The sequence below is a fragment of the Thalassotalea sp. 273M-4 genome (assembly GCF_041410465.1).
GTDB classification, from domain to species: domain Bacteria; phylum Pseudomonadota; class Gammaproteobacteria; order Enterobacterales; family Alteromonadaceae; genus Thalassotalea_A; species Thalassotalea_A aquiviva.
This window is the reverse complement of the sequence record NZ_CP166961.1, coordinates 1,799,780-1,818,160: the sequence shown is the minus strand read 5'-3', so window position 1 is coordinate 1,818,160 and position 18,381 is coordinate 1,799,780. Positions and strand designations below refer to the sequence as shown.

Genomic DNA, 18,381 nt, shown 5'->3' with positions numbered 1-18,381 from the left:
AAAATTCGATTTCTGAACCTAATCTACTTGAGATAACATGCTTTATTCAATTGCTCGTAATATTCTATTTAAATTCAGCGCAGAACAAGCGCACGATTTCACTATTAACATGCTTAAATCTCCAGCATCTTTTGCTTTAAAAGGTTGCTATGGTGCTAAAGTGGCTGCCAAACCGGTTGAAGTTATGGGGATCACTTTTCCTAATCCGGTGGGCCTAGCCGCAGGCCTTGATAAAAATGGTGAGTGTATTAATGGTTTTAGTGCCATGGGCTTTGGTCACATTGAAGTGGGTACGGTGACCCCAAGACCGCAACCAGGAAACCCAAAACCCCGGTTGTTTCGTTTACCGCAAGCTAATGCGGTGATCAATCGTATGGGCTTTAATAACCGTGGTGTTGATTATTTAGTGTCACAAGTAAAAAAAGCTAACTTTAATGGCGTTCTTGGTATTAACATTGGTAAGAATAAAGATACCCCAGAAGAAAATGCCAAAGATGATTATATTATTTGTATGCGCAAAGTTTACGAGCACGCATCTTATATTACCGTGAACATTTCATCTCCTAACACCCCAGGTTTGCGTAACTTGCAATACGGTGACGCGCTAAACGATTTACTGCAAGCGTTAAAGCAGGAGCAAGCTGAACTCGCCAAGCAACATGGTAAATATGTACCTTTAGCCGTAAAAATTGCACCAGATTCAACCGAAGATGAAATCAAATCTATTGCACAATGTCTTGTGAAAAATAATATTGATGCGGTCATTGCGACCAATACGACCTTAGCTCGTGATGGTGTAGAACATTTAGAACACGGTGATGAAGCTGGTGGTCTAAGCGGTGTTCCTGTGCAAGCTAAGAGTACCGAAGTGATCAAAATGTTGGCTAAAGAGTTAGACTCCAAGATGCCAATTATTGGTGTTGGTGGTATCAATAGTGCGGCATCGGCTAAAGAAAAACTCGATGCTGGTGCCTCATTAGTGCAGGTTTACACAGGCTTCATTTATGAAGGGCCACAATTGATAAAAGATATTGTTGACGCAGTGTAAGTAAGACCTTAAAAGTGCTTGTTAATATCGCGATAATTGAAACCTTGATTAAAGCGCTGGTTTTAGCAAGATAGGCTTTTACGGTAATACAAAAGTGTTAAAAGATGGGGAGCTGAGCTCCCCATCTTTATTTTAATCAGCAATAACCTTGTCGGTTTGCGATTTAATTTGCGCTTTTGCTAATTTCACATCATTTGCATAAGCTTCCACTTCGGACCACACACGTAGCACATTGTTAGATAAGATTTTTTCTATGTCTTGTTCGCTGTAACCACGTGCTAATAAACCATCTATCAAGTTTGGATAACTGGCCACATCTTTTAAATTGGTTGGTAAACTATCGCCAACCCCGTCATAGTCAGAACCGATGCCGACATGGTCGATACCAATGAGATTAACCACGTGATCAAAATGATCAAGCACATCGTCTAAGCCCGCAAACACGTAAGGGTTTTCTTTACGATAGGCTTGTCTGAACGCTTTGGCTTGTTCAGATTCTGCAGTGACTTCATTTTCTTGCAAAAACGCAGCAAAGTCGGCTCTTGCTTTCGCGCTGTAATCACGTGTTGCCTGTGAAATAAAACTTGAGCCAAAATTAATTTGGATCACACCGCCGTTTTCAGCCAACTTCAATAGCATGTCATCACTCATATTGCGTTCAAAACCTGGGGTAAAATGGCGAGCCGAAGAATGTGAGGCGATCACGGGGGCTTTACTGATTTCCATAACTTGATAAAAAGCATCATCGGAAATATGAGATACGTCGATCATAACCCCGATGTTGTTCATTTCGGTGATCAAGGTCTTACCAAATTCAGTTAAGCCCTTAGCTGGACGATTTTCATCGTAGGATGAGTCGGAAATATGATTGGTTTTTGAATGTGTTAAGGTGATATAACGGATGCCGCGATCGTAAAAATGTTGAAGATTTTCCATTTTCCCTTCAATCGGGCTGCCGTTTTCCATGCCCAGCGGTAAGGAAATTAAACCTTGTTTAAAATGCTCGAGTACATCGTCGACGCTAGTAGCAATAGCAAATTTATCGGGGGCATTCTCAACCATGGTTTCAATAGAATCAATTAGCTTGTCGGCTAATTCTTTACTGCCACCTTGTTGTTGAAGCTTTGCGGGAATATAAATCGACATAAACGGTGCATTTAAGCCACCAGCAACGGCCCGAGGAAAGTCAAAGTCACCACTTTCAGTTCGTTTGCTGACATCTTCCCATTGCCTTTCAAGGCGGTAGGGCACATCGATATGGCCATCAATAATGATGTATTTCTCTGCTAATTGCTGACCCGTTAAGATGCTGCTTGTTGTTGATTGGTTATTTGACGAGGTTGATTGCGGTGCATTATCGCAACCCGTTAATAGTAACGCCGAGGTGATCACACTGGCAATGATTGAATATTTAAATGACATCTTTCTCATACTTCTTATTACATTTTGAACAAATAGCTTACTTGGTTTTTAACCTAAGGTGCAATAGCAATGTTGCTGCAATGTTAAAAATAAACTCGAATGAACTTAGGAGATCAAGGAAGAAAAACTTGAACAATAAAAAAGGACCTTTAGTAGGTCCTTTTGGAGATTAAATTCGGGTGATATTAACCGACAGTTTTATTAACTGACCCGGTTGCAGGTAATTCGACCGGTTGATGTTGTTCCAACGTTCAATATCTTTAACGCTTACGTTAAACTTACTGGCGATGCGGGCAAGTGAATCACCGTTTTTCACTTTGTAATTAATGTTGCGCATCACAGAGTTACCACTTGCTAAAGGTGTATCACTGGCTTCACTAAGTGAAGACTCGGTCCAGATGGTGAGCTTTTGCCCAAGTCTTAAAGTATCTTTTGGCGCAAAACCATTCCACTTAGCAATACTTTTACTTGATACATCATATAAGCGACCGATATCCCATAACGTATCGCCTTTTTGCACGGTATAAATAACTTTATTACCATTGCCTTTTTTAGCGATCTTGTTTTTACGAACTTTTTCATAAGACTTGTAACGATCCAATGATTGAGTCGCTGTTGGGATCAGCAAATATTTACCTGTTCGAATATCGTTCGATTGCAATTGGTTAACGTCTTTGATTTGGGTGATCGTGGTGTTAAAGCGATTTGCAATCACACTTAAACTGTCACCTGATTTTATCTTATAACGTTGCCATGCTAAACGATCGTTATCATTAAGCTTTTCTAACTCAGCCGTAAATTGCTCTACTTTATTTAAGGGTAACAACAATTTATGTGGCCCTTCTGGCGCCGTAGCCCAACGGTTAAAACCAGGGTTTAAGGCATGCAACTCGTCAATGGTTAAACCCGACATGTCGGCAGCCAATGCTAGGTCAAGTTGCGCACTAATATCTACTAAGCTCACAACTGGCTTATTTGAGATTGCGTATAAACTGACATTAAAATCAGCTGGGCGTTTTACAATATCCGCTAGGGCCAATAATTTAGGCACGTAGTCACGAGTCTCTTTTGGTAATTTTAAATTCCAAAAATCTGTTGGTTTACCTTTACGCGCATTATTTCTAATCGCACGGGCAACACGACCTTCACCTGAATTGTAGGCGGCCAAAGCCAATAACCAATCGCCATCGAACCGTTTGTTCAAATAGGTTAAAAATTTGATTGCCGCTTGGGTTGAATCAACGATGTCGCGACGACCGTCATACCACCAGTTTTGTTTGACCCCGAACTGTTTTGCCGTGCCAGATAAAAACTGCCACATACCCGATGCACTACCGTGTGAGTAGGCAAATGGGTCGAAAGCACTTTCGACGATAGGAAGTAACACCAACTCCATTGGCAAGTCGTGTTTTTCGATTTCTTCGACTATGTAAAAAATAAAAGGCTCAGCACGTTTCGCCACACGATCAAGATAGGCATCGTGTTTTGTATACCAGTTGCGCTGGGCAATCACTTTATCATTTTGTGGAATATCAAAATGTAAATTATTGCGAATTCGGTCCCAAATATTATCAGACACGACTAGTTCGTCCTGATCAGACAAAGGAATTTCCACATCGTCTTTTGGGTGAATGACCTGCGCCGACTCATCAATTAATAACGCTTGATAAATCTCGACAGCCTCTGCACCATTTTTTAATTCGTGGTTAGGCTCATTTTTTAACTCGCTAAATGTTTGGCAACCAGCCAAAATAGAAAGCGATAGGGGAATTAATAACTTTTTCATGAAGTCCTTGTGATATCAATACGCACTAGGTGCTTAGATATACTTATACTTAAAATTTGTCTTTCAGTTGGCGGATATTAGCAAACACTGCAACTTGATTCGGTAACAAATTGCTTGTTTTTTGTTCAGTTTTGTTTTTAATCTCTTCTAAGTTACTGCGTAAGAAAGGATTTATTTGTTTTTCTAATCCGATGGAGGAGGGAATAGTAGACCGTCCTTTAGCCCTTAATTTCACAACTTTATCATAATATGCTTTTAATTGACTGTTATTTTCGTCAATAGTTCGGGCAAACTCTAGATTTGCCAAAGTATATTCGTGTGCACAATAAACTTTGGTATCGTCTGGCAGACTCGCAAGTTTTGTTAAAGACTCAAGCATTTGGTCAGGGCTGCCTTCAAATAAACGGCCACATCCACCTGAAAACAAGGTATCACCACAAAATAACATCCCTTTGCTGTAATAGGCTATATGATCAAGGGTATGGCCAGGTATTGCAAAGATTTCAAATTCTAAACTGTTATCAAATAACGCAACCCTGTGCGTTTCATTAAGAGTGACATCAATGCCCTGAATGGCCTGGTTGTCGGGTCCAAATACCGTCAATGGCATCCGCTGTTGCTGACAATATTGGCTTAGCTCTGTTAAACCGCCGACATGATCACTGTGGTGATGGGTAACCAAGATGGCATCAAGGGTTAATTGATGCTCAGAAATATAGTCGATGCAAACAGTGGCATCGCCTGGGTCAACCAGAACACAATGCTTGGTTTGTGGGTGGATAATGCACCAAATGTAATTGTCATTAAATGCTGGGATGGCAACGATATTAAACATAGTTATTTTTCTGTACGTCTTTTTAGCCCATTATAACGAGATTTTAACCTCAGTCAAAAGAGCCCTATTATCCTCTTAAGGAACTTCGCTATATTTATCAACCCAGTCATTATGAGAGGATCAATTATTTTATCCCGACTTTGTGTTGTTAACCGACCTCTAAAGGGTAAAAAAAATAGCCCCAAATAACTGCGCAAAGCTCAATTTTAAAGTAAAGTTTGATTTCAAATTTAACTTTATTTGAGCCCTAATGTAGCCTCACTTTGGCCTTTTGCCTTGAATTTATTAAGGCGATACATTAGCTTAGGATAAAGTGATTTTATTTAGGATTAACTCTCTTGCAATTTATGAAACCTGCTCTGGCATATAATGAACCTTGGTTGCCCAAAGGTTGGCGAGATTTGCCAAACGGACATTTAATTGCTCAAGCGATAGAGGAGCATCTAGAGCCTTGCTGGCCGCGCATTTTTGGTTATCATTTATTAAAGCTTGGCGCGTTAAGTGGCAAGATATGTTCTATAAACTCGCTTATTTCTCATCAGGTGGTGGTCACAAAATCGAGTGAATCGGCAGATGTCATAGCCGAAATAGACGATTTACCTTTTCTACAACAGTGTGTTGATGCCTGTATGCTTAACCATTGTCTGGAATTTAGTGTCGATCCTCATCATGTTTTAAGGGAAGCGGACAGGGTATTGATCCCGAACGGCTATATGATCATCAGCGGTTATAACCCTTTTAGCTTGGCAGGCTTGAACCAGTTGATCCCATTTCGCCGCCAACAAGTACCTTGGCAAGGTCGGTTTTTTACCCCAATGCGAGTAAAAGATTGGTTGCACTTGCTAGGGTATGAAATTGTCATCGATACCCGTTTTTTACATGCAGGGCTTCACAGTGAAATCAATCCCGATACTTGGTGGTTTAAATCTTGGCAAAATTTTGCGGGTAAATTCCTATCGCCAATGGGCTCAATCTATTTGATCGTTGCCAAAAAACGGGTACTTCCTCTTACCCCCATTAGGCCAAAATGGAAAATGCGGCCCAATTTTAGCCCGATAAAAGTCTCAACCAAAAACACATCGAGTGTTATCAAGTCTTTATCGAAACCGGCTCAAAGTTAATGCATAGTAAAACGCGTTATTATTTGGCCATCGATTTTGGCAGTCAGTCGATTCGAACCGCCATAATCAATCATTTAGGCCAATTTGTCTTTTGTTATAAGCACCCAATAGCCAAGACCGCATTAAGCAACATGGGCGAATCTGAACAGCCAGCTCAATGGTATCAACAGCAATTAGACAATGTCTTTCAAGCGCTTGCACACGCATTAAGTGAAGATAAAATAGCGAGCGAGGATATCGTCTCGATAAGCGTTACGACAATAAGAAATACCTTGTGCTTTTACGATCAGAACCTAGATATCATTCGGCCCATAATAAGTTGGCAGGATCAAAGGGATAATGAACAGGTTCCTAGGTTCAATTTGTTCTGGCGCAGTCTGTTCAATCTTATCAACTTGTTTTATCCAATAAACAGCACTTTAAAAAAAATGCAACAAGCGGCAATAACCAATTGGCTTTGGGCAAAGGAACCTAAGTGCTATGAAAAAGTGAGCAAAGTCAGTTTGATATCCGGTTATTTGCACCATTACTTAAGTGGACATTTGGTTGAATCCGATGCCAGTGTTATTGGTTATTTGCCGTTTAATTTTGGCAAAAGAAGGTGGCATGCAAAAATGAATTGGCAATACCAAGCGTTGGCATTTAAACCCAATTGGCGTATTCCGATAGTGCCTGTAGGCACGAAAATTGGTAATTTAAAGCCTGAGTTTTTTCATCAACTTTTTAATCGACAAAAGCCGATGAACAAAGCACAACAGCATTTAGGGAATAAAGGGCACAGGAACAGTGCTTCCATAGCATTAATCGCATCGGCTTCAGATAAAGCCTGTGAAATATTGGGCACGGGGTGTGTGTTACCTGGTCAGGTGCATATTAGTTTGGCAACAGCCATCACGGTTAGCCAATTATCTAAGCGCTGTGTGGGGAGCAAAGCATTTTATCCGGGTTACCCAAGTGCTCAACCGGAACTCTTCATTTGTGAGGCCATGAGTAAGCATTCAATGACGGTTTTTAGCACGTTTATTGACCAGAATAAACGTCAGTTTAAAACATTATTTGGTGAGCGTTCGGTACACGAATTACAAAAATCGATTGAACAAGCACTACTGGTTAAAAACGACAAGGCACTAGCGAGTATGTCAAAATCGCAAGCCAAGTTATTAAATCAATACAATCAACTTGCCGAGTCGTTGGTGACAGAGTTAGCCAACGCCATTGCCCTTTTGCAAACCCGAGTTAAGATAAACGCCAAGGCTATCTATATTAGTGGCGGCGGGGCGCGCTCTACATGGTTATTAGAAAAGCTAGCGCGAGTGTGCTCTTTACCCGTGTATGTTACGACCGCACCAGAAACAGGTTTATTAGGTGTGGCTATGATCGAAAGTGTCAGTTGTGGTGATTACGCCAATTATGTTGAAGCGGCTAGGGCCATGGCCTGGCCTTATACCAAGATACAAGCAGATGGTACCAACAATATTGCGTGAGCGTATTGAGTAAAAATGGCGAACATCGTACACTTTGACAAATTTTAACAACGGAATATTTCATGCAACGTCAGCAATTTCAATCTCTCTTAACTCAGTTGTTACAGCCTGAGAATATCAAAGACTACTGTCCAAATGGCTTGCAGGTGCAAGGTAGCGACAAGGTACATCGTATTGTCACAGGTGTGACCGCCAGTCAGGCTTTACTTGATGCAGCCGTAGCCAAAGGCGCTGATACCATCGTGGTGCATCATGGCTATTTCTGGAAAAATGAAGCGTATCCACTGACTGGCATAAAATATAATCGAATCAAAACTTTAATCGAAAATAATATCAATTTATTTGCTTATCATTTGCCATTGGATATACACCCAACTTTGGGCAATAATGCCCAATTAGCCAAGTTATTAGGGATCAATGTGACTGGACCTTTAGAGCTTGGCAATGAGTTTTCGGTTGCCATTCAAGGCGAGCTTTCACAGCCTACAACAGGTGCTGCGCTCGCACAGCACATCAACAAAGTGCTTAACCGCGATTGTTTACATATTGCACCACCGTCTAATAAACCGATTAAAACAATAGCTTGGTGTACTGGAGGAGGGCAAGGGTATGTAGAACTTGCCGCAACGCAAGGCATTGACGGCTTTATTACTGGTGAAGTATCGGAGCAAACAACGCATATCGCCAGAGAAATGGATATACATTTTTTTGCCGCAGGCCATCATGCCACTGAACGTTACGGCGCCAAAGCCTTGGGTGAGCACTTAGCTAGAGTTCATGGCTTAGATGTTGAATTTGTTGATATTGACAATCCAGTATAGCGAACTTGCAACGATAAATTAGGGGTTACCCTAACCAAGTTTATTTGTTGATTTTTAATCTGCCTTGCGAAATTAGGGAAATGTTTAAAACACCACAAAACGTAAGGCGTATGATCTTTATATTACGACTTTATCCATTGCCACAACTGGCCTAAATATTCATAAATGGCTAACTCCGTTGTGGTCATGTAACCCGAACGGGGGATATGCAACATCCAACTCTCTGCTTGCTTGCCTTGCTTTACCGTAAAACCGGTAGGCGCTGGAATGGGGGTGCTATTTTGTTGCTCAAAGTAAAACAAAGCTCTGCTCATGTGGTTTGCATTGGTGACAAGCACTGAAGGTTCACCAGCAATTAATGGCGCAATAACTTTTGCTTCGGCTTCTGTATCCATTGGCTGATTGAATGAAATTATGCGTCTGGGGTTAACACCATAACTAATCAACGCCTCTTTAACTGCGGTTGCATTGGATTTACTATCCCCAAAAGCCGCGCCAGATGTGATGATGGTGGCGTTTGGGTGTAAATTCGCAATTCTTAGGCCTTCAACACTGCGTTGTAAAGAGCATATTTTCAATTGTTGTGAAACCACAAGACGAGGATCCGATGTATGCCCACAACCTAAGATCACAATAAATTTAATGGCGGTGTCTTGCTGTTGAAAAACCGGATATTTTTGTTCAAGTGGGCTTATTAATGCCTTTGAACCAAGCGCTGAGCCGCTGATAAATAAGATGCAAGTGGCGATGAGCAAAGAGCCTCGCGCAACCATAGGCTTGGTATAAAAGCAAAAAAAGGCAATGAGCATAAATACCAATGACAGTGGCAAAGGCATGATGATAAAAGATACCAGTTTTTTAAATAAGAAAAAAAGATCCACTCGCTCACCTCTATTTTGATGATTTAAATAATGTTAACTAGAGCAAAACTCAAAGCGGGTATTGAAAACCTTAACATAAAATGGCCTAAAGCCAAGGTCTAATTTTTGCCTCTATATCCCTTTTCTTACAATAAATATTAACTATTTTAATAAGGTATATTGCATTTGCGGTTTGCATCAGGCGTAATGAAGAGAGCGTATTTCGTTAGATTTTTTTAACTAAGATTATAGCGCATTCTATTTCGGCCATATGAAGAGAAGATAAAATGTTAAATGTTGCCAAATTTGGGGGGACCAGTGTCGCGGACTTTGATGCGATGCAACGATGCGTTAATATTATAAAATCTCAACCCCAAACCAAGCTCGTTATTGTTTCTGCCAGTGCCGGGGTTACCAATCATTTGGTGTCTTTAGCACAAGACTTGTTAGATGATATTGAGTGTCAACAAATCATCGAACGAATTCGCCAAATTCAATACCGAATCATTAATCGATTACCAAACCAACAAGAACTGAAAAAACATATTGAACAAATACTTACTGAACTTCAATATTTGTCTAAGCAACAAAACACCTTACAAACGGCTAAAAATACTGACGCCATATTAGCCTGTGGCGAACTGATGAGTTCGTATTTATTTAGCAAGGTGTTGCAATGTCATGATCTTGCTAGTATCTGCTTTGATGTAAGAACGGTGATGCGCACCAATAGCGTGTTTGGTAAAGCCAATATTGACCTTAGCGAGCTAAGTACATTGGCTAAGCAATATTTAATTCCCTTATTAGACAATAAGTTAAATGATAAAATAAATAATGAGGCAGATAATAACGTCGTCGTTACTCAAGGGTTCATTGGCGCTGATGAGCAAGGAAGCACCACAACGTTAGGGCGAGGCGGTTCGGATTATTCCGCTGCATTATTAGCCGAGGCGTGTGGCGCTACCTCGTTAGCTATTTGGACTGATGTGGTTGGTATATTCACCACCGATCCTAGAATTGCACCTGATGCAAAAGCGATCAAAGAAATAAGCTTTGGCGAAGCGGCGGAAATGGCAACGTTTGGCGCCAAAATTTTACACCCAGCAACGTTAATTCCAGCCATTCGTAGCGCTATTCCAGTGTTTGTTGGTTCTAGCCGTGAGCCCGAAGCTGGTGGTACTCAAATATTGCAAGAGGTGGACTCACGGCCAACGTATCGCTCAGTTGCGTTACGAAAAGCCCAAACCTTGGTGACCGTAAAAAGCCCAGCGATGCTGCACGCCAGTGGCTTTATGGCGAAGGTGTTTACAATACTAGCGAAACATCAACTGAGTGTCGATTTGATCACGACTTCAGAAATCTCAGTTGCCTTAACCTTTGATAATCCAGCCGGTTCTACCCAGGCTTTAATTACGCAAACTGTGGTCGACGAACTTGAACAATTGTGTGAAGTGACGGTAGAAACCGGCTTGAGTTTAATCGCCGTTGTCGGTAACGATTTACATCAAAGTAAAGGGCTGGGGCGCGATATATTTGATCATATTGAAGAGGTTAATATTCGCCTTATATGTCATGGCGCCAGTGCCAATAACCTCTGTTTTTTAGTGCCAGAAGAGCATGCAGAAGACGTGGTTAAGACCCTACACGATAAGCTCTTTAAACATTAACGTCATTTTTTCAAAGTTTATCAACACCAAAGAGCAGGGTGGTAATTTTAGCGCACCCTGTCGCTAAGCTATTAAAGCAAGCTTAAAATATCGTTTTCAAGTTGCTCTGGTTTGGTCATTGAACCATATCGTTTAACCACTTGACCTTGTTTATTGACTAAAAACTTGGTGAAGTTCCATTTGATTTTTTTACTGCCTAACAAGCCTCTGGCTTGATCCGATAAGTAGACAAATAAAGGGTCCGCATTGTTACCGTTAACGTCTATTTTGGCAAACAGCTCAAAACTGATTTGAAAATTAAGATCACAAAAATGTTTAATTTCACTATCACTGCCTTTTTCTTGCTGGCCAAATTGATTGCAAGGAAAGGCTAATATACGCAACCCTTTATCTTGGTATTTTTGATAAAGTGACTCTAACCCTTGATATTGCGGGGTAAAGCCACATGCGCTGGCGGTGTTCACAATTAACACCACTTGATCTTCATATTGGCTTAAAGAAACCGATTCACCACTATTCTTGGTCACATTGAATTGATATATATTTGTCATGATATATTGATTTCGCTGTATTTTATAAGACAGACCATTACAATATCATGCAAAGAATTAATCCGCTAAATAATTGAGAGAAAATATGAAAAAGGTAGCGTTTATAGGCCTTGGTGTTATGGGTTATCCGATGGCAGGACATTTGGTAAAGGCTGGTTTTGAGGTTTCGGTGTTTAATCGAACGCAAGCAAAAGCTGAAATGTGGGTAACAGAATTTGGTCAACATTTTGCCAAAACGCCAAAACTTGCCGCTAAAGATGCTGATATTGTTTTTGTCTGTGTCGGTAATGATGATGATGTCAAAGCTGTGGTGTTAGGAGATGACGGCGTTCTAGCTGGAATGAAAGCAGGGGCGATATTAGTTGATCACACGACAGCATCCGCCGAGCTTGCAAGAGAACTTGAACAGCACGCAAATAATGTGCAAGTAGGTTTTCTCGATGCCCCTGTAAGCGGTGGCCAAGCTGGCGCTGAAAATGGTCAACTTACGGTTATGTGTGGCGGTCATGATGATGTGTTTGCCAAGGTTCAACCGGTATTCACTGCTTATGCAAAATTCAGTCAGTTAATGGGGCCTTCTGGTTACGGTCAAATTGCCAAGATGGCCAATCAAATTTGTATTGCTGGTGTGGTGCAAGGTTTAAGTGAAGCCCTGAATTTTGCTCAAAAAGCTGGATTGGATGCTGACACGCTTGTACAAACTATTTCTAAAGGCGCGGCCGGTTCATGGCAAATGGAAAATCGTTACAAAACCATGTACGCCGGTGAGTATGATTTTGGTTTTGCCGTAGATTGGATGCGCAAAGACTTGGCAATAGCCTTTAACGAAGCAAAGAAATACCAGGCAAAATTACCAATGACCCAAATGGTCGATGAGTTTTATCAACAAATTCAACAAAATGGTGGTAATCGTTACGACACCTCAAGTTTGATTTCTCTGTTAAAGTAAAGCTCATTTAGCCTCTTTCTTTAAGGGGCTTTCGGCTGAGAAATAAAGACCAATTGATCTTTCGTTTGTTCTTGGTCGTTATTTAGCAAAGGGCTAAATTTAATGGAAATCAGATGAAAAACAAACTCGATTCTTTATTGTACTTAAATGTGTTTAACCTTGTTTGTCGACAAGGGGACAAACGTGATGGCTATTATGATTATAACGGCTTAACCGCTTGGCAAGATTTTGACGGTTATACTTGTTTCTTATCTGATGGCACGGTCACGATGACGTTAATGTTTCACGGTAGATATGATATTGACTACCCAAATAAAGACGCTCTTGAGTTCTTTCATAAACGCGTACAAAAAATAAGCTTATTTGAACAAGCCTAGCCTCAATTACACCTTCAACAATTACAGTCCGTTGGTCAAATAATCCATTGCAAATCACGCCGGGGTTATCTTTGCTTTGCATCCATGTTAGCTCATTCCAATAGGTCAATGAGCGAGGTCGTTTGCGTTATAGGGTGGATGTTATTTTGCTGCCATTTCTCACTCTAGCGATTAAGGCCAAAGGAAGCTGCGCAAAGAGCAATGACATCAGCCTAGGCAGTGCCCTGAATGTAATGATACAAAGCTTTTAATACCCGCATTTTACTTTCGTTATGTTCATATTGATGAGCAAGGTTTTCGATTTCCATCATAAATTCGTCATAACTTAAACCGTTCTCACCTACGCTCAGTTTATTCTGACAATAACTTTGCCATTTTTGTTGCTCACTGCTGGTTAAGGTCAGAGGGTAATTGCGTGCGCGATAACGAAATAATAAAGTATCAAGTCGCTCATCAACAAAGTTAAACGGATAACTGCCAAGTTTTTCAGGTTCTAATTGTTGCACCATTTTCATTTTTTCTTTATCCGCAAAAGAAAAGAAATCACCACTATAAAGTGCGTGCTCAGGATCTTCTTTGCTAAATTCTCGGTCTTGTTCAAATACTCGCAACAGTTTTTGTTTGATGTTGGTCGAATCCGTTTTAAGTTTTTGCCAATTGGCTAAGCATTGTTCACGATTTATGTTGATCAATGCCGCTCGCTCAGGTGTTAATACTTTGGCTGGCGCAACAACAGGGCATTTATTTATATGGACATGCTTTAGAGGAATAGCTCGTTTACCTTCCGCCTCTAGTTCTTGATGGCGAGTGTAAAGGCGTTGTTTAATCTCGTCAGCTTCTAAGTCAAACAGTGGGCTGATATCTTTAGATAAATCGATACAAATAATCGCATTTTTATTTATTGGATCAATATCGATGGGCATAAGCCAACTTGTATTGCGTTGCTCTGGGCTTATTTTTGACGAAGTGTGCACGAAAGGCGCCATGTCAAAAACGTTGATCAGCTTTGCTACTTCTTGTTTGGTTCGAATATTGAATACAAAGTTATATAACTTGGGTTGCTTTTCTTTGATTAATTTAGCTAATGCAATGGTCGCATAAACATCACTCATGGCGTCATGCGCGGCTTCGTGACTAATACCATTTGCAGCGGTTAATAATTCCAAACGAAAGCTCACTCGGCCTTCTTCATTAACGGGCCAGTTAATCCCGTCAGGGCTTAAAGCATGGCACAATCGGGCCATATCGATAATATCCCAGCGACTGTTACCATTTTTGTATTCACGTTCATACGGGTCAAAAAAATTGCGATAAAGTAGGTAACGCGTAACCTCATCGTCAAAGCGAATCGAGTTATAACCGGCCACACAAGTATTTGGGGTGGAAAATAATTGATGAATACGGCGAGCAAATTCTGCTTCGCTTAACCCTTCTCGTTGAGCTTTTTGTGGGGTGATACCAGTCACCATACACGCCCCTGGATGCGGCAAATAATCTTGTGGTGGTTGACAATAAAACACCTCTGGCTCACCAATAATGTTTAAATCAAGATCAGTACGGATGGCGGCAAATTGCGAAGGCTTGTCGTATTTTGGTGATACCCCCCAAGTCTCATAATCGTGCCAAAGAATGGTGGGTTGGTTAGTCGAGTGTGCGTTATTGACCATAGATGAGGGTACTTATTGTTATGACGTTAAATATTTAAATACGATAGGCTATTATATCGACCTTTACTTTAGGTACAAGATCTTACGCTAAAAACCTCTTGGTAAGTGAAATAGCAACGCGCAACAAAATAGTGCTCAATCAGGTGAATCTTGTTAAAGGCCAATGAGGAAAAAAATTCTTTTAAAAGGACAACAGATCAAAGCAAATACCCAAGAAAAGGTATGAATTCATTGAATACGATTGCTGCATTTTTGCATCTACACAGCGGCAACGTTAAGGTCGATGTAGCTTGATTAATTAGCTCTATTGCGTCAATTCGATTAAATCAGTTAGCATCAATTTAAACTTTTTATCGCTTAGTTCGCGTCGTAACGAATGTACCTCGGTTGTTTTGGTTGTTGTAACATTGAACGCATCATTGAATTCGCCGCATCTACTGCTAATGTTTTAATAAATTTACGATTGCCGTTATTGGCTAAATCAACACTGACTGCTTGACTGTCAAATTGTCTGGCAAAATAGGTCATAAAACTGCCAGGCACTTGTTGGGCTTTTTGTGTCGGCAAAGGGAAATTGGGGTGTAATTGGTCTAAATCTGATAACCAACGAGTGATCATTTTACTCGGCTGCTCTTTGTTTATTCCTGGCATGATTTTAATACGGTGTTTATTGGCGGCATGAAAATCAATGGCTAAAGTAAATCTGGCGCCTTTTCTGGCCAATCTTTTTAAGTATTGGCTGATGGATTGCACCTCAGGTTGGCTTTGTTGTTGCCAGTCTCTATCGAGGTCGACTAAATTAGCATTTAAGCGCCAATAACCTAAATCAACCCCATCAGGATTCACATTGGGCAAAACGATGACATTGTATCGTTGTCGAAATTGATTGGCTAAAGGCGAGTTTGACAAAATGGTAGAAACAAAAGGGACCATAGCTAACACACCCGTTAATTCCGGCGGGTGCTGTCGGCCAATAATAACCAACCAATCGTTGTTGTTCCGCTTAGAAGCTTCTATTTTATAAATTGGCCGTTGTTGCACTGACTCGCCAATCATACTAAATCGAACATATTTATTTTGTGCCAGTTGTTCGCCCCATATTTTATAGTCATTGCTGGTGATCATCTCCTGCGCCGATATCCACACTAGCTGCTGAGTTAACGAAACCGAAAAATTGAGTACATTAGACACCCACCAGTGGCTGGTTTCACGCCACACTAGACCATCTGCACTGACTCTCGGGGCGTACTGATGACCGTCGGCGTTCACTTTAATGGCCAGATTTAATTGAGTTGGGGCATTCGCTGACAATTTAAATGCGTACCAAGGATTGCCCGTTATATCGGAGCGTTCACCCGTTAATGTGATGTTTAACACCTTATCATTGGGATTGTAGTGACAATCTTTGATGTTGCGTTTAGAACTGCCGGCAAAATCATCATAAAGGATTAACCCCGAAGACTCGGGTAAGGTGCAAGAGAAGATGGGCATTGCGATTAAGGACAATGAACTTATGATAGCAAACCAATAACGTCGGTACATAAAAGCCCCTTTAAAGTCATGAGTCATAATGACAACAAACAAAATTGACCAGATAAACCCACAACCTATTTTGGCTTTTTATTGTTGTTGGTGCTTTATATAACAACGAGAAAAATACCTGATGTCATCATTAAATATAGCAATAACCGCAGATTTTCTTGGTTCAAATTGTTACAAAATTCGTCATTAGAGTCTTTTCTCAAACCATCGTCAGCGCCGAAAAATTGTGAGGAGATTTTCTTTATCCTCAGAAGATGCTTTTAGGTTTATGTTTTGACTCTACTTTCTATTCTAATTTTCAGAAATCTGGTGTGTGGCGAGGGCAATATTTCACTTGGTCAACAGATATCCTTGAACCAGGAAAATGAGCAGATAATTTTGTCAATTTATCCATTTTGACCATTTTGTCGAGACATTATACCTTTATGTCTCATGATATTGGCATTACGATTAAAAATCGATTATCAATGGCTTAAGTATTTCAACGAGTAAACAATATGAATCATTTTTTCTCTAAAATTTCAGCCTTTCAAAAAGGTTTTATTAAGGGGCTATCAACGGTAGCTGCCACGTTAGTATGTTTGTCACCATTTCAGACCATGGCTCAATCGAGTGATGTTCAAGAATTGTTAGTGGGCGAACCCATGGCGATAGCCTATTCAGGTTTTCGAGAAGGTCAACACCCAGACCGAGGACAAGGCGCTAATAACCCATCCGATGCCGAAATATTAGAAGACTTACATATCTTAAAAAAACACGGTTTTAACTTGATTCGTTTATATGATGCAGGTGAAAACTCGGCGAGTGTATTAAAACTTATCAAACAGCACAAACTTGATATCAAGGTTTTGTTAGGAATTTGGCTAGACGCTGAAATCAGTAACCATGAAGGTTGCCCATGGTTAGACGAGCCGATCCCAGCACCAAAGTTAGAAGCGAATAAACTAAAGAATTTAGCAGAAATTGAACGTGGGATTGAACTGGCTAACCAATACGCCAGCGTTGTTGCAGTCAATGTAGGCAATGAAGCTTTGGTTGACTGGAATGATCATATGGTGCCAGTCGAAAAAGTGATTGACTACGTTAAGTTGGTTAAATCACGCATCAAACAACCGGTGACGGTTGCAGATAACTACGAATGGTGGATTAGAGACGGTGCTGAGCTTGCCCAAGTAGTCGACTTTTTAGGTGTTCACAGCTATCCAGTTTGGGAAGGTAAGAGCATTGATGAAGGTCTATCTTACACCATCGAAAACATCGAAGCGGTTGCTAAGGCCTTACCGGGTAAAAACATTGCTATCTTAGAAGCGGGATGGGCAACTGAAGCGGTAGAATTTCCAGAACAAGCCTCTGAGGAGAATCAGCAACGTTACTACCAAGAGTTGTTGGATTATGCGAAAAAGTCGAACACAACGTTCTTCTTCTTTGAAGCCTTTGATGAGCCTTGGAAAGGCAATCCGAACAACCCAAAAGGTGCGGAAAAGCACTGGGGAGTGTTTAATGTTGACCGCACACCTAAAGCGGTAATGAAATAACCCAACGGTTTTTATATCCCCCTACTGCTCCTTGGTGGGGGATGTCTGTTCACATGTTCCTTGCACTGATTAAGCAAAGCCAAAAATTCCCCACGGGTTCGATCAAAACTGTCCTCAGGTAAAAATAAATGAAAGCCATAAGCTTGAGCTAATATTTCGGCTCGGTGTAACCAAGCGGCTATTGGCCCTTTAAACGTTTGTCGTCCTCTCACATAAGGGCTGAAATTAATCATACCTTGCTCTAATGTAATAAAACCATTTTGTACGGCTAATTGAACTAGAGGTTGTTGTTCATGAATCAGTTTATTGGCTAGGCGAGGGGTAATATTAGTGGCCATGTAAGATACATCTCTTAATTTTATGCCCACATAAGGCAAGGTCGTTCTTTGCCCAGAAACATCGGCGATAGGAAGGGCAATGCGAACAATATTTTGCCAACTCAGTTGCCATTTACCAGCACGATGGCGATAACTAAGCGTTTCTTTGGTTAATTGATAACTGGTTGCAGGTTCTAAAAATTTTAAAATACCAATAAAAAACACCACAAAACTGGCCAGTAAAAGAACCATCATGGGTAATTTAAACGGATCCCAAAGAAACTGGGCTAAAGTCAAGCTTATTAGCATGAGCAAAGCCCCAAGATATATCAAAAACTTCTGATTGTTCTTAGACTTAGGTGAAATTTTGATACAACTTTTTACCTCTGCCACGTTGTT

General features: G+C 40.7%; 16 protein-coding genes. 8 read left to right on the top strand and 8 right to left on the bottom strand.

Going from position 1 to position 18,381, the window contains the following annotated elements; all coding sequences use genetic code 11:
- The first annotated feature begins 37 nt into the window (after window positions 1–37).
- Entirely contained in the window at window positions 38–1,048 is a 1,011-nt protein-coding gene (gene pyrD / locus ACAY00_RS08335) for a quinone-dependent dihydroorotate dehydrogenase (RefSeq protein WP_371372385.1), read from the top strand.
- A gap of 132 nt (window positions 1,049–1,180) precedes the next feature.
- Here the strand turns inward: pyrD and ACAY00_RS08330 are convergent, their stop codons facing one another.
- The 3 genes from ACAY00_RS08330 to gloB all read right to left on the bottom strand — a co-directional run bounded on the left by ACAY00_RS08330 (window position 1,181) and on the right by gloB (window position 5,091).
- Window positions 1,181–2,470, bottom strand: a complete 1,290-nt coding sequence (locus ACAY00_RS08330) for a dipeptidase (protein WP_371372383.1) — start codon at window positions 2,468–2,470, stop codon at window positions 1,181–1,183.
- A gap of 169 nt (window positions 2,471–2,639) precedes the next feature.
- The gene (locus tag ACAY00_RS08325) at window positions 2,640–4,256 is read right to left on the bottom strand and encodes a LysM peptidoglycan-binding domain-containing protein (RefSeq protein WP_371372381.1); all 1,617 of its coding nucleotides are present in this window, start codon (window positions 4,254–4,256) and stop codon (window positions 2,640–2,642) included.
- A gap of 49 nt (window positions 4,257–4,305) precedes the next feature.
- Entirely contained in the window at window positions 4,306–5,091 is a 786-nt protein-coding gene (gene gloB, locus ACAY00_RS08320) for a hydroxyacylglutathione hydrolase (RefSeq protein WP_371372379.1), read from the bottom strand.
- 347 nt (window positions 5,092–5,438) lie between these two features.
- Between gloB and ACAY00_RS08315 the strand changes: the two genes are divergently transcribed.
- The 3 genes from ACAY00_RS08315 to ACAY00_RS08305 all read left to right on the top strand — a co-directional run bounded on the left by ACAY00_RS08315 (window position 5,439) and on the right by ACAY00_RS08305 (window position 8,517).
- Entirely contained in the window at window positions 5,439–6,212 is a 774-nt protein-coding gene (locus ACAY00_RS08315) for a methyltransferase domain-containing protein (protein WP_371379632.1), read from the top strand.
- Window positions 6,212–7,696 (top strand): FGGY family carbohydrate kinase, encoded by a 1,485-nt coding sequence (locus ACAY00_RS08310; protein WP_371372377.1) that lies wholly within the window; start codon window positions 6,212–6,214, stop codon window positions 7,694–7,696. The genes ACAY00_RS08315 and ACAY00_RS08310 overlap by 1 nt, the downstream gene beginning before the upstream one ends.
- Window positions 7,697–7,758: 62 nt before the next feature.
- On the top strand, window positions 7,759–8,517 hold the full coding sequence (locus ACAY00_RS08305; RefSeq protein WP_371372375.1) for a Nif3-like dinuclear metal center hexameric protein: 759 nt from the start codon (window positions 7,759–7,761) through the stop codon (window positions 8,515–8,517).
- Window positions 8,518–8,639: 122 nt separating this feature from the next.
- Here the strand turns inward: ACAY00_RS08305 and ACAY00_RS08300 are convergent, their stop codons facing one another.
- Window positions 8,640–9,398 carry an ElyC/SanA/YdcF family protein gene (locus ACAY00_RS08300; protein WP_371372373.1) on the bottom strand — a complete coding sequence of 253 codons (759 nt, stop codon included), beginning with the start codon at window positions 9,396–9,398 and terminating at the stop codon, window positions 8,640–8,642.
- A gap of 266 nt (window positions 9,399–9,664) precedes the next feature.
- Between ACAY00_RS08300 and lysC the strand changes: the two genes are divergently transcribed.
- On the top strand, window positions 9,665–11,044 hold the full coding sequence (gene lysC / locus ACAY00_RS08295; RefSeq protein ID WP_371372371.1) for a lysine-sensitive aspartokinase 3: 1,380 nt from the start codon (window positions 9,665–9,667) through the stop codon (window positions 11,042–11,044).
- Between the two features lie 71 nt (window positions 11,045–11,115).
- Here the strand turns inward: lysC and ACAY00_RS08290 are convergent, their stop codons facing one another.
- On the bottom strand, window positions 11,116–11,595 hold the full coding sequence (locus tag ACAY00_RS08290) for a glutathione peroxidase (RefSeq protein ID WP_371372369.1): 480 nt from the start codon (window positions 11,593–11,595) through the stop codon (window positions 11,116–11,118).
- Between the two features lie 85 nt (window positions 11,596–11,680).
- Between ACAY00_RS08290 and ACAY00_RS08285 the strand changes: the two genes are divergently transcribed.
- Together ACAY00_RS08285 and ACAY00_RS08280 are read left to right on the top strand one after the other, a co-directional pair.
- Complete coding sequence (locus ACAY00_RS08285) at window positions 11,681–12,544, top strand: NAD(P)-dependent oxidoreductase (RefSeq protein WP_371372367.1); 864 nt, start codon at window positions 11,681–11,683, stop codon at window positions 12,542–12,544.
- Window positions 12,545–12,657: 113 nt separating this feature from the next.
- The gene (locus ACAY00_RS08280; RefSeq protein WP_371372365.1) at window positions 12,658–12,921 is read left to right on the top strand and encodes a DUF3081 family protein; all 264 of its coding nucleotides are present in this window, start codon (window positions 12,658–12,660) and stop codon (window positions 12,919–12,921) included.
- Window positions 12,922–13,133: 212 nt separating this feature from the next.
- Here ACAY00_RS08280 and sbcB read toward each other — a convergent pair whose 3' ends face one another.
- Both sbcB and ACAY00_RS08270 read right to left on the bottom strand, forming a co-directional pair.
- Window positions 13,134–14,588 carry an exodeoxyribonuclease I gene (sbcB, locus tag ACAY00_RS08275; protein ID WP_371372363.1) on the bottom strand — a complete coding sequence of 485 codons (1,455 nt, stop codon included), beginning with the start codon at window positions 14,586–14,588 and terminating at the stop codon, window positions 13,134–13,136.
- A 357-nt stretch (window positions 14,589–14,945) separates the two neighbouring features.
- Entirely contained in the window at window positions 14,946–16,130 is a 1,185-nt protein-coding gene (locus tag ACAY00_RS08270; RefSeq protein ID WP_371372361.1) for a M14 family zinc carboxypeptidase, read from the bottom strand.
- 497 nt (window positions 16,131–16,627) lie between these two features.
- On the opposite strand from ACAY00_RS08270, the gene ACAY00_RS08265 reads away from it, so the two are divergent.
- Window positions 16,628–17,665: a glycosyl hydrolase gene (locus ACAY00_RS08265; RefSeq protein ID WP_371372359.1), complete on the top strand. Its 1,038-nt coding sequence runs from the start codon at window positions 16,628–16,630 to the stop codon at window positions 17,663–17,665.
- Window positions 17,666–17,676: 11 nt separating this feature from the next.
- Here the strand turns inward: ACAY00_RS08265 and ACAY00_RS08260 are convergent, their stop codons facing one another.
- A complete protein-coding gene (locus ACAY00_RS08260) occupies window positions 17,677–18,291 on the bottom strand; it encodes a DUF2982 domain-containing protein (RefSeq protein WP_371372357.1) in 615 nt (204 codons plus the stop codon).
- Window positions 18,292–18,381: the final 90 nt, after the last annotated feature.

Bases quoted from the DNA above. Each gene is read 5' to 3' on its own strand.
- pyrD (WP_371372385.1), top strand. From the start codon at position 38: ATGCTTTATTCAATTGCTCGTAATATTCTATTTAAATTCAGCGCAGAA.
- ACAY00_RS08330 (WP_371372383.1), bottom strand. From the start codon at position 2,470: ATGTCATTTAAATATTCAATCATTGCCAGTGTGATCACCTCGGCGTTA.
- ACAY00_RS08325 (WP_371372381.1), bottom strand. From the start codon at position 4,256: ATGAAAAAGTTATTAATTCCCCTATCGCTTTCTATTTTGGCTGGTTGC.
- gloB (WP_371372379.1), bottom strand. From the start codon at position 5,091: ATGTTTAATATCGTTGCCATCCCAGCATTTAATGACAATTACATTTGG.
- ACAY00_RS08315 (WP_371379632.1), top strand. From the start codon at position 5,439: ATGAAACCTGCTCTGGCATATAATGAACCTTGGTTGCCCAAAGGTTGG.
- ACAY00_RS08310 (WP_371372377.1), top strand. From the start codon at position 6,212: ATGCATAGTAAAACGCGTTATTATTTGGCCATCGATTTTGGCAGTCAG.
- ACAY00_RS08305 (WP_371372375.1), top strand. From the start codon at position 7,759: ATGCAACGTCAGCAATTTCAATCTCTCTTAACTCAGTTGTTACAGCCT.
- lysC (WP_371372371.1), top strand. From the start codon at position 9,665: ATGTTAAATGTTGCCAAATTTGGGGGGACCAGTGTCGCGGACTTTGAT.
- ACAY00_RS08290 (WP_371372369.1), bottom strand. From the start codon at position 11,595: ATGACAAATATATATCAATTCAATGTGACCAAGAATAGTGGTGAATCG.
- ACAY00_RS08285 (WP_371372367.1), top strand. From the start codon at position 11,681: ATGAAAAAGGTAGCGTTTATAGGCCTTGGTGTTATGGGTTATCCGATG.
- ACAY00_RS08280 (WP_371372365.1), top strand. From the start codon at position 12,658: ATGAAAAACAAACTCGATTCTTTATTGTACTTAAATGTGTTTAACCTT.
- sbcB (WP_371372363.1), bottom strand. From the start codon at position 14,588: ATGGTCAATAACGCACACTCGACTAACCAACCCACCATTCTTTGGCAC.
- ACAY00_RS08270 (WP_371372361.1), bottom strand. From the start codon at position 16,130: ATGTACCGACGTTATTGGTTTGCTATCATAAGTTCATTGTCCTTAATC.
- ACAY00_RS08265 (WP_371372359.1), top strand. From the start codon at position 16,628: ATGAATCATTTTTTCTCTAAAATTTCAGCCTTTCAAAAAGGTTTTATT.
- ACAY00_RS08260 (WP_371372357.1), bottom strand. From the start codon at position 18,291: ATGCTAATAAGCTTGACTTTAGCCCAGTTTCTTTGGGATCCGTTTAAA.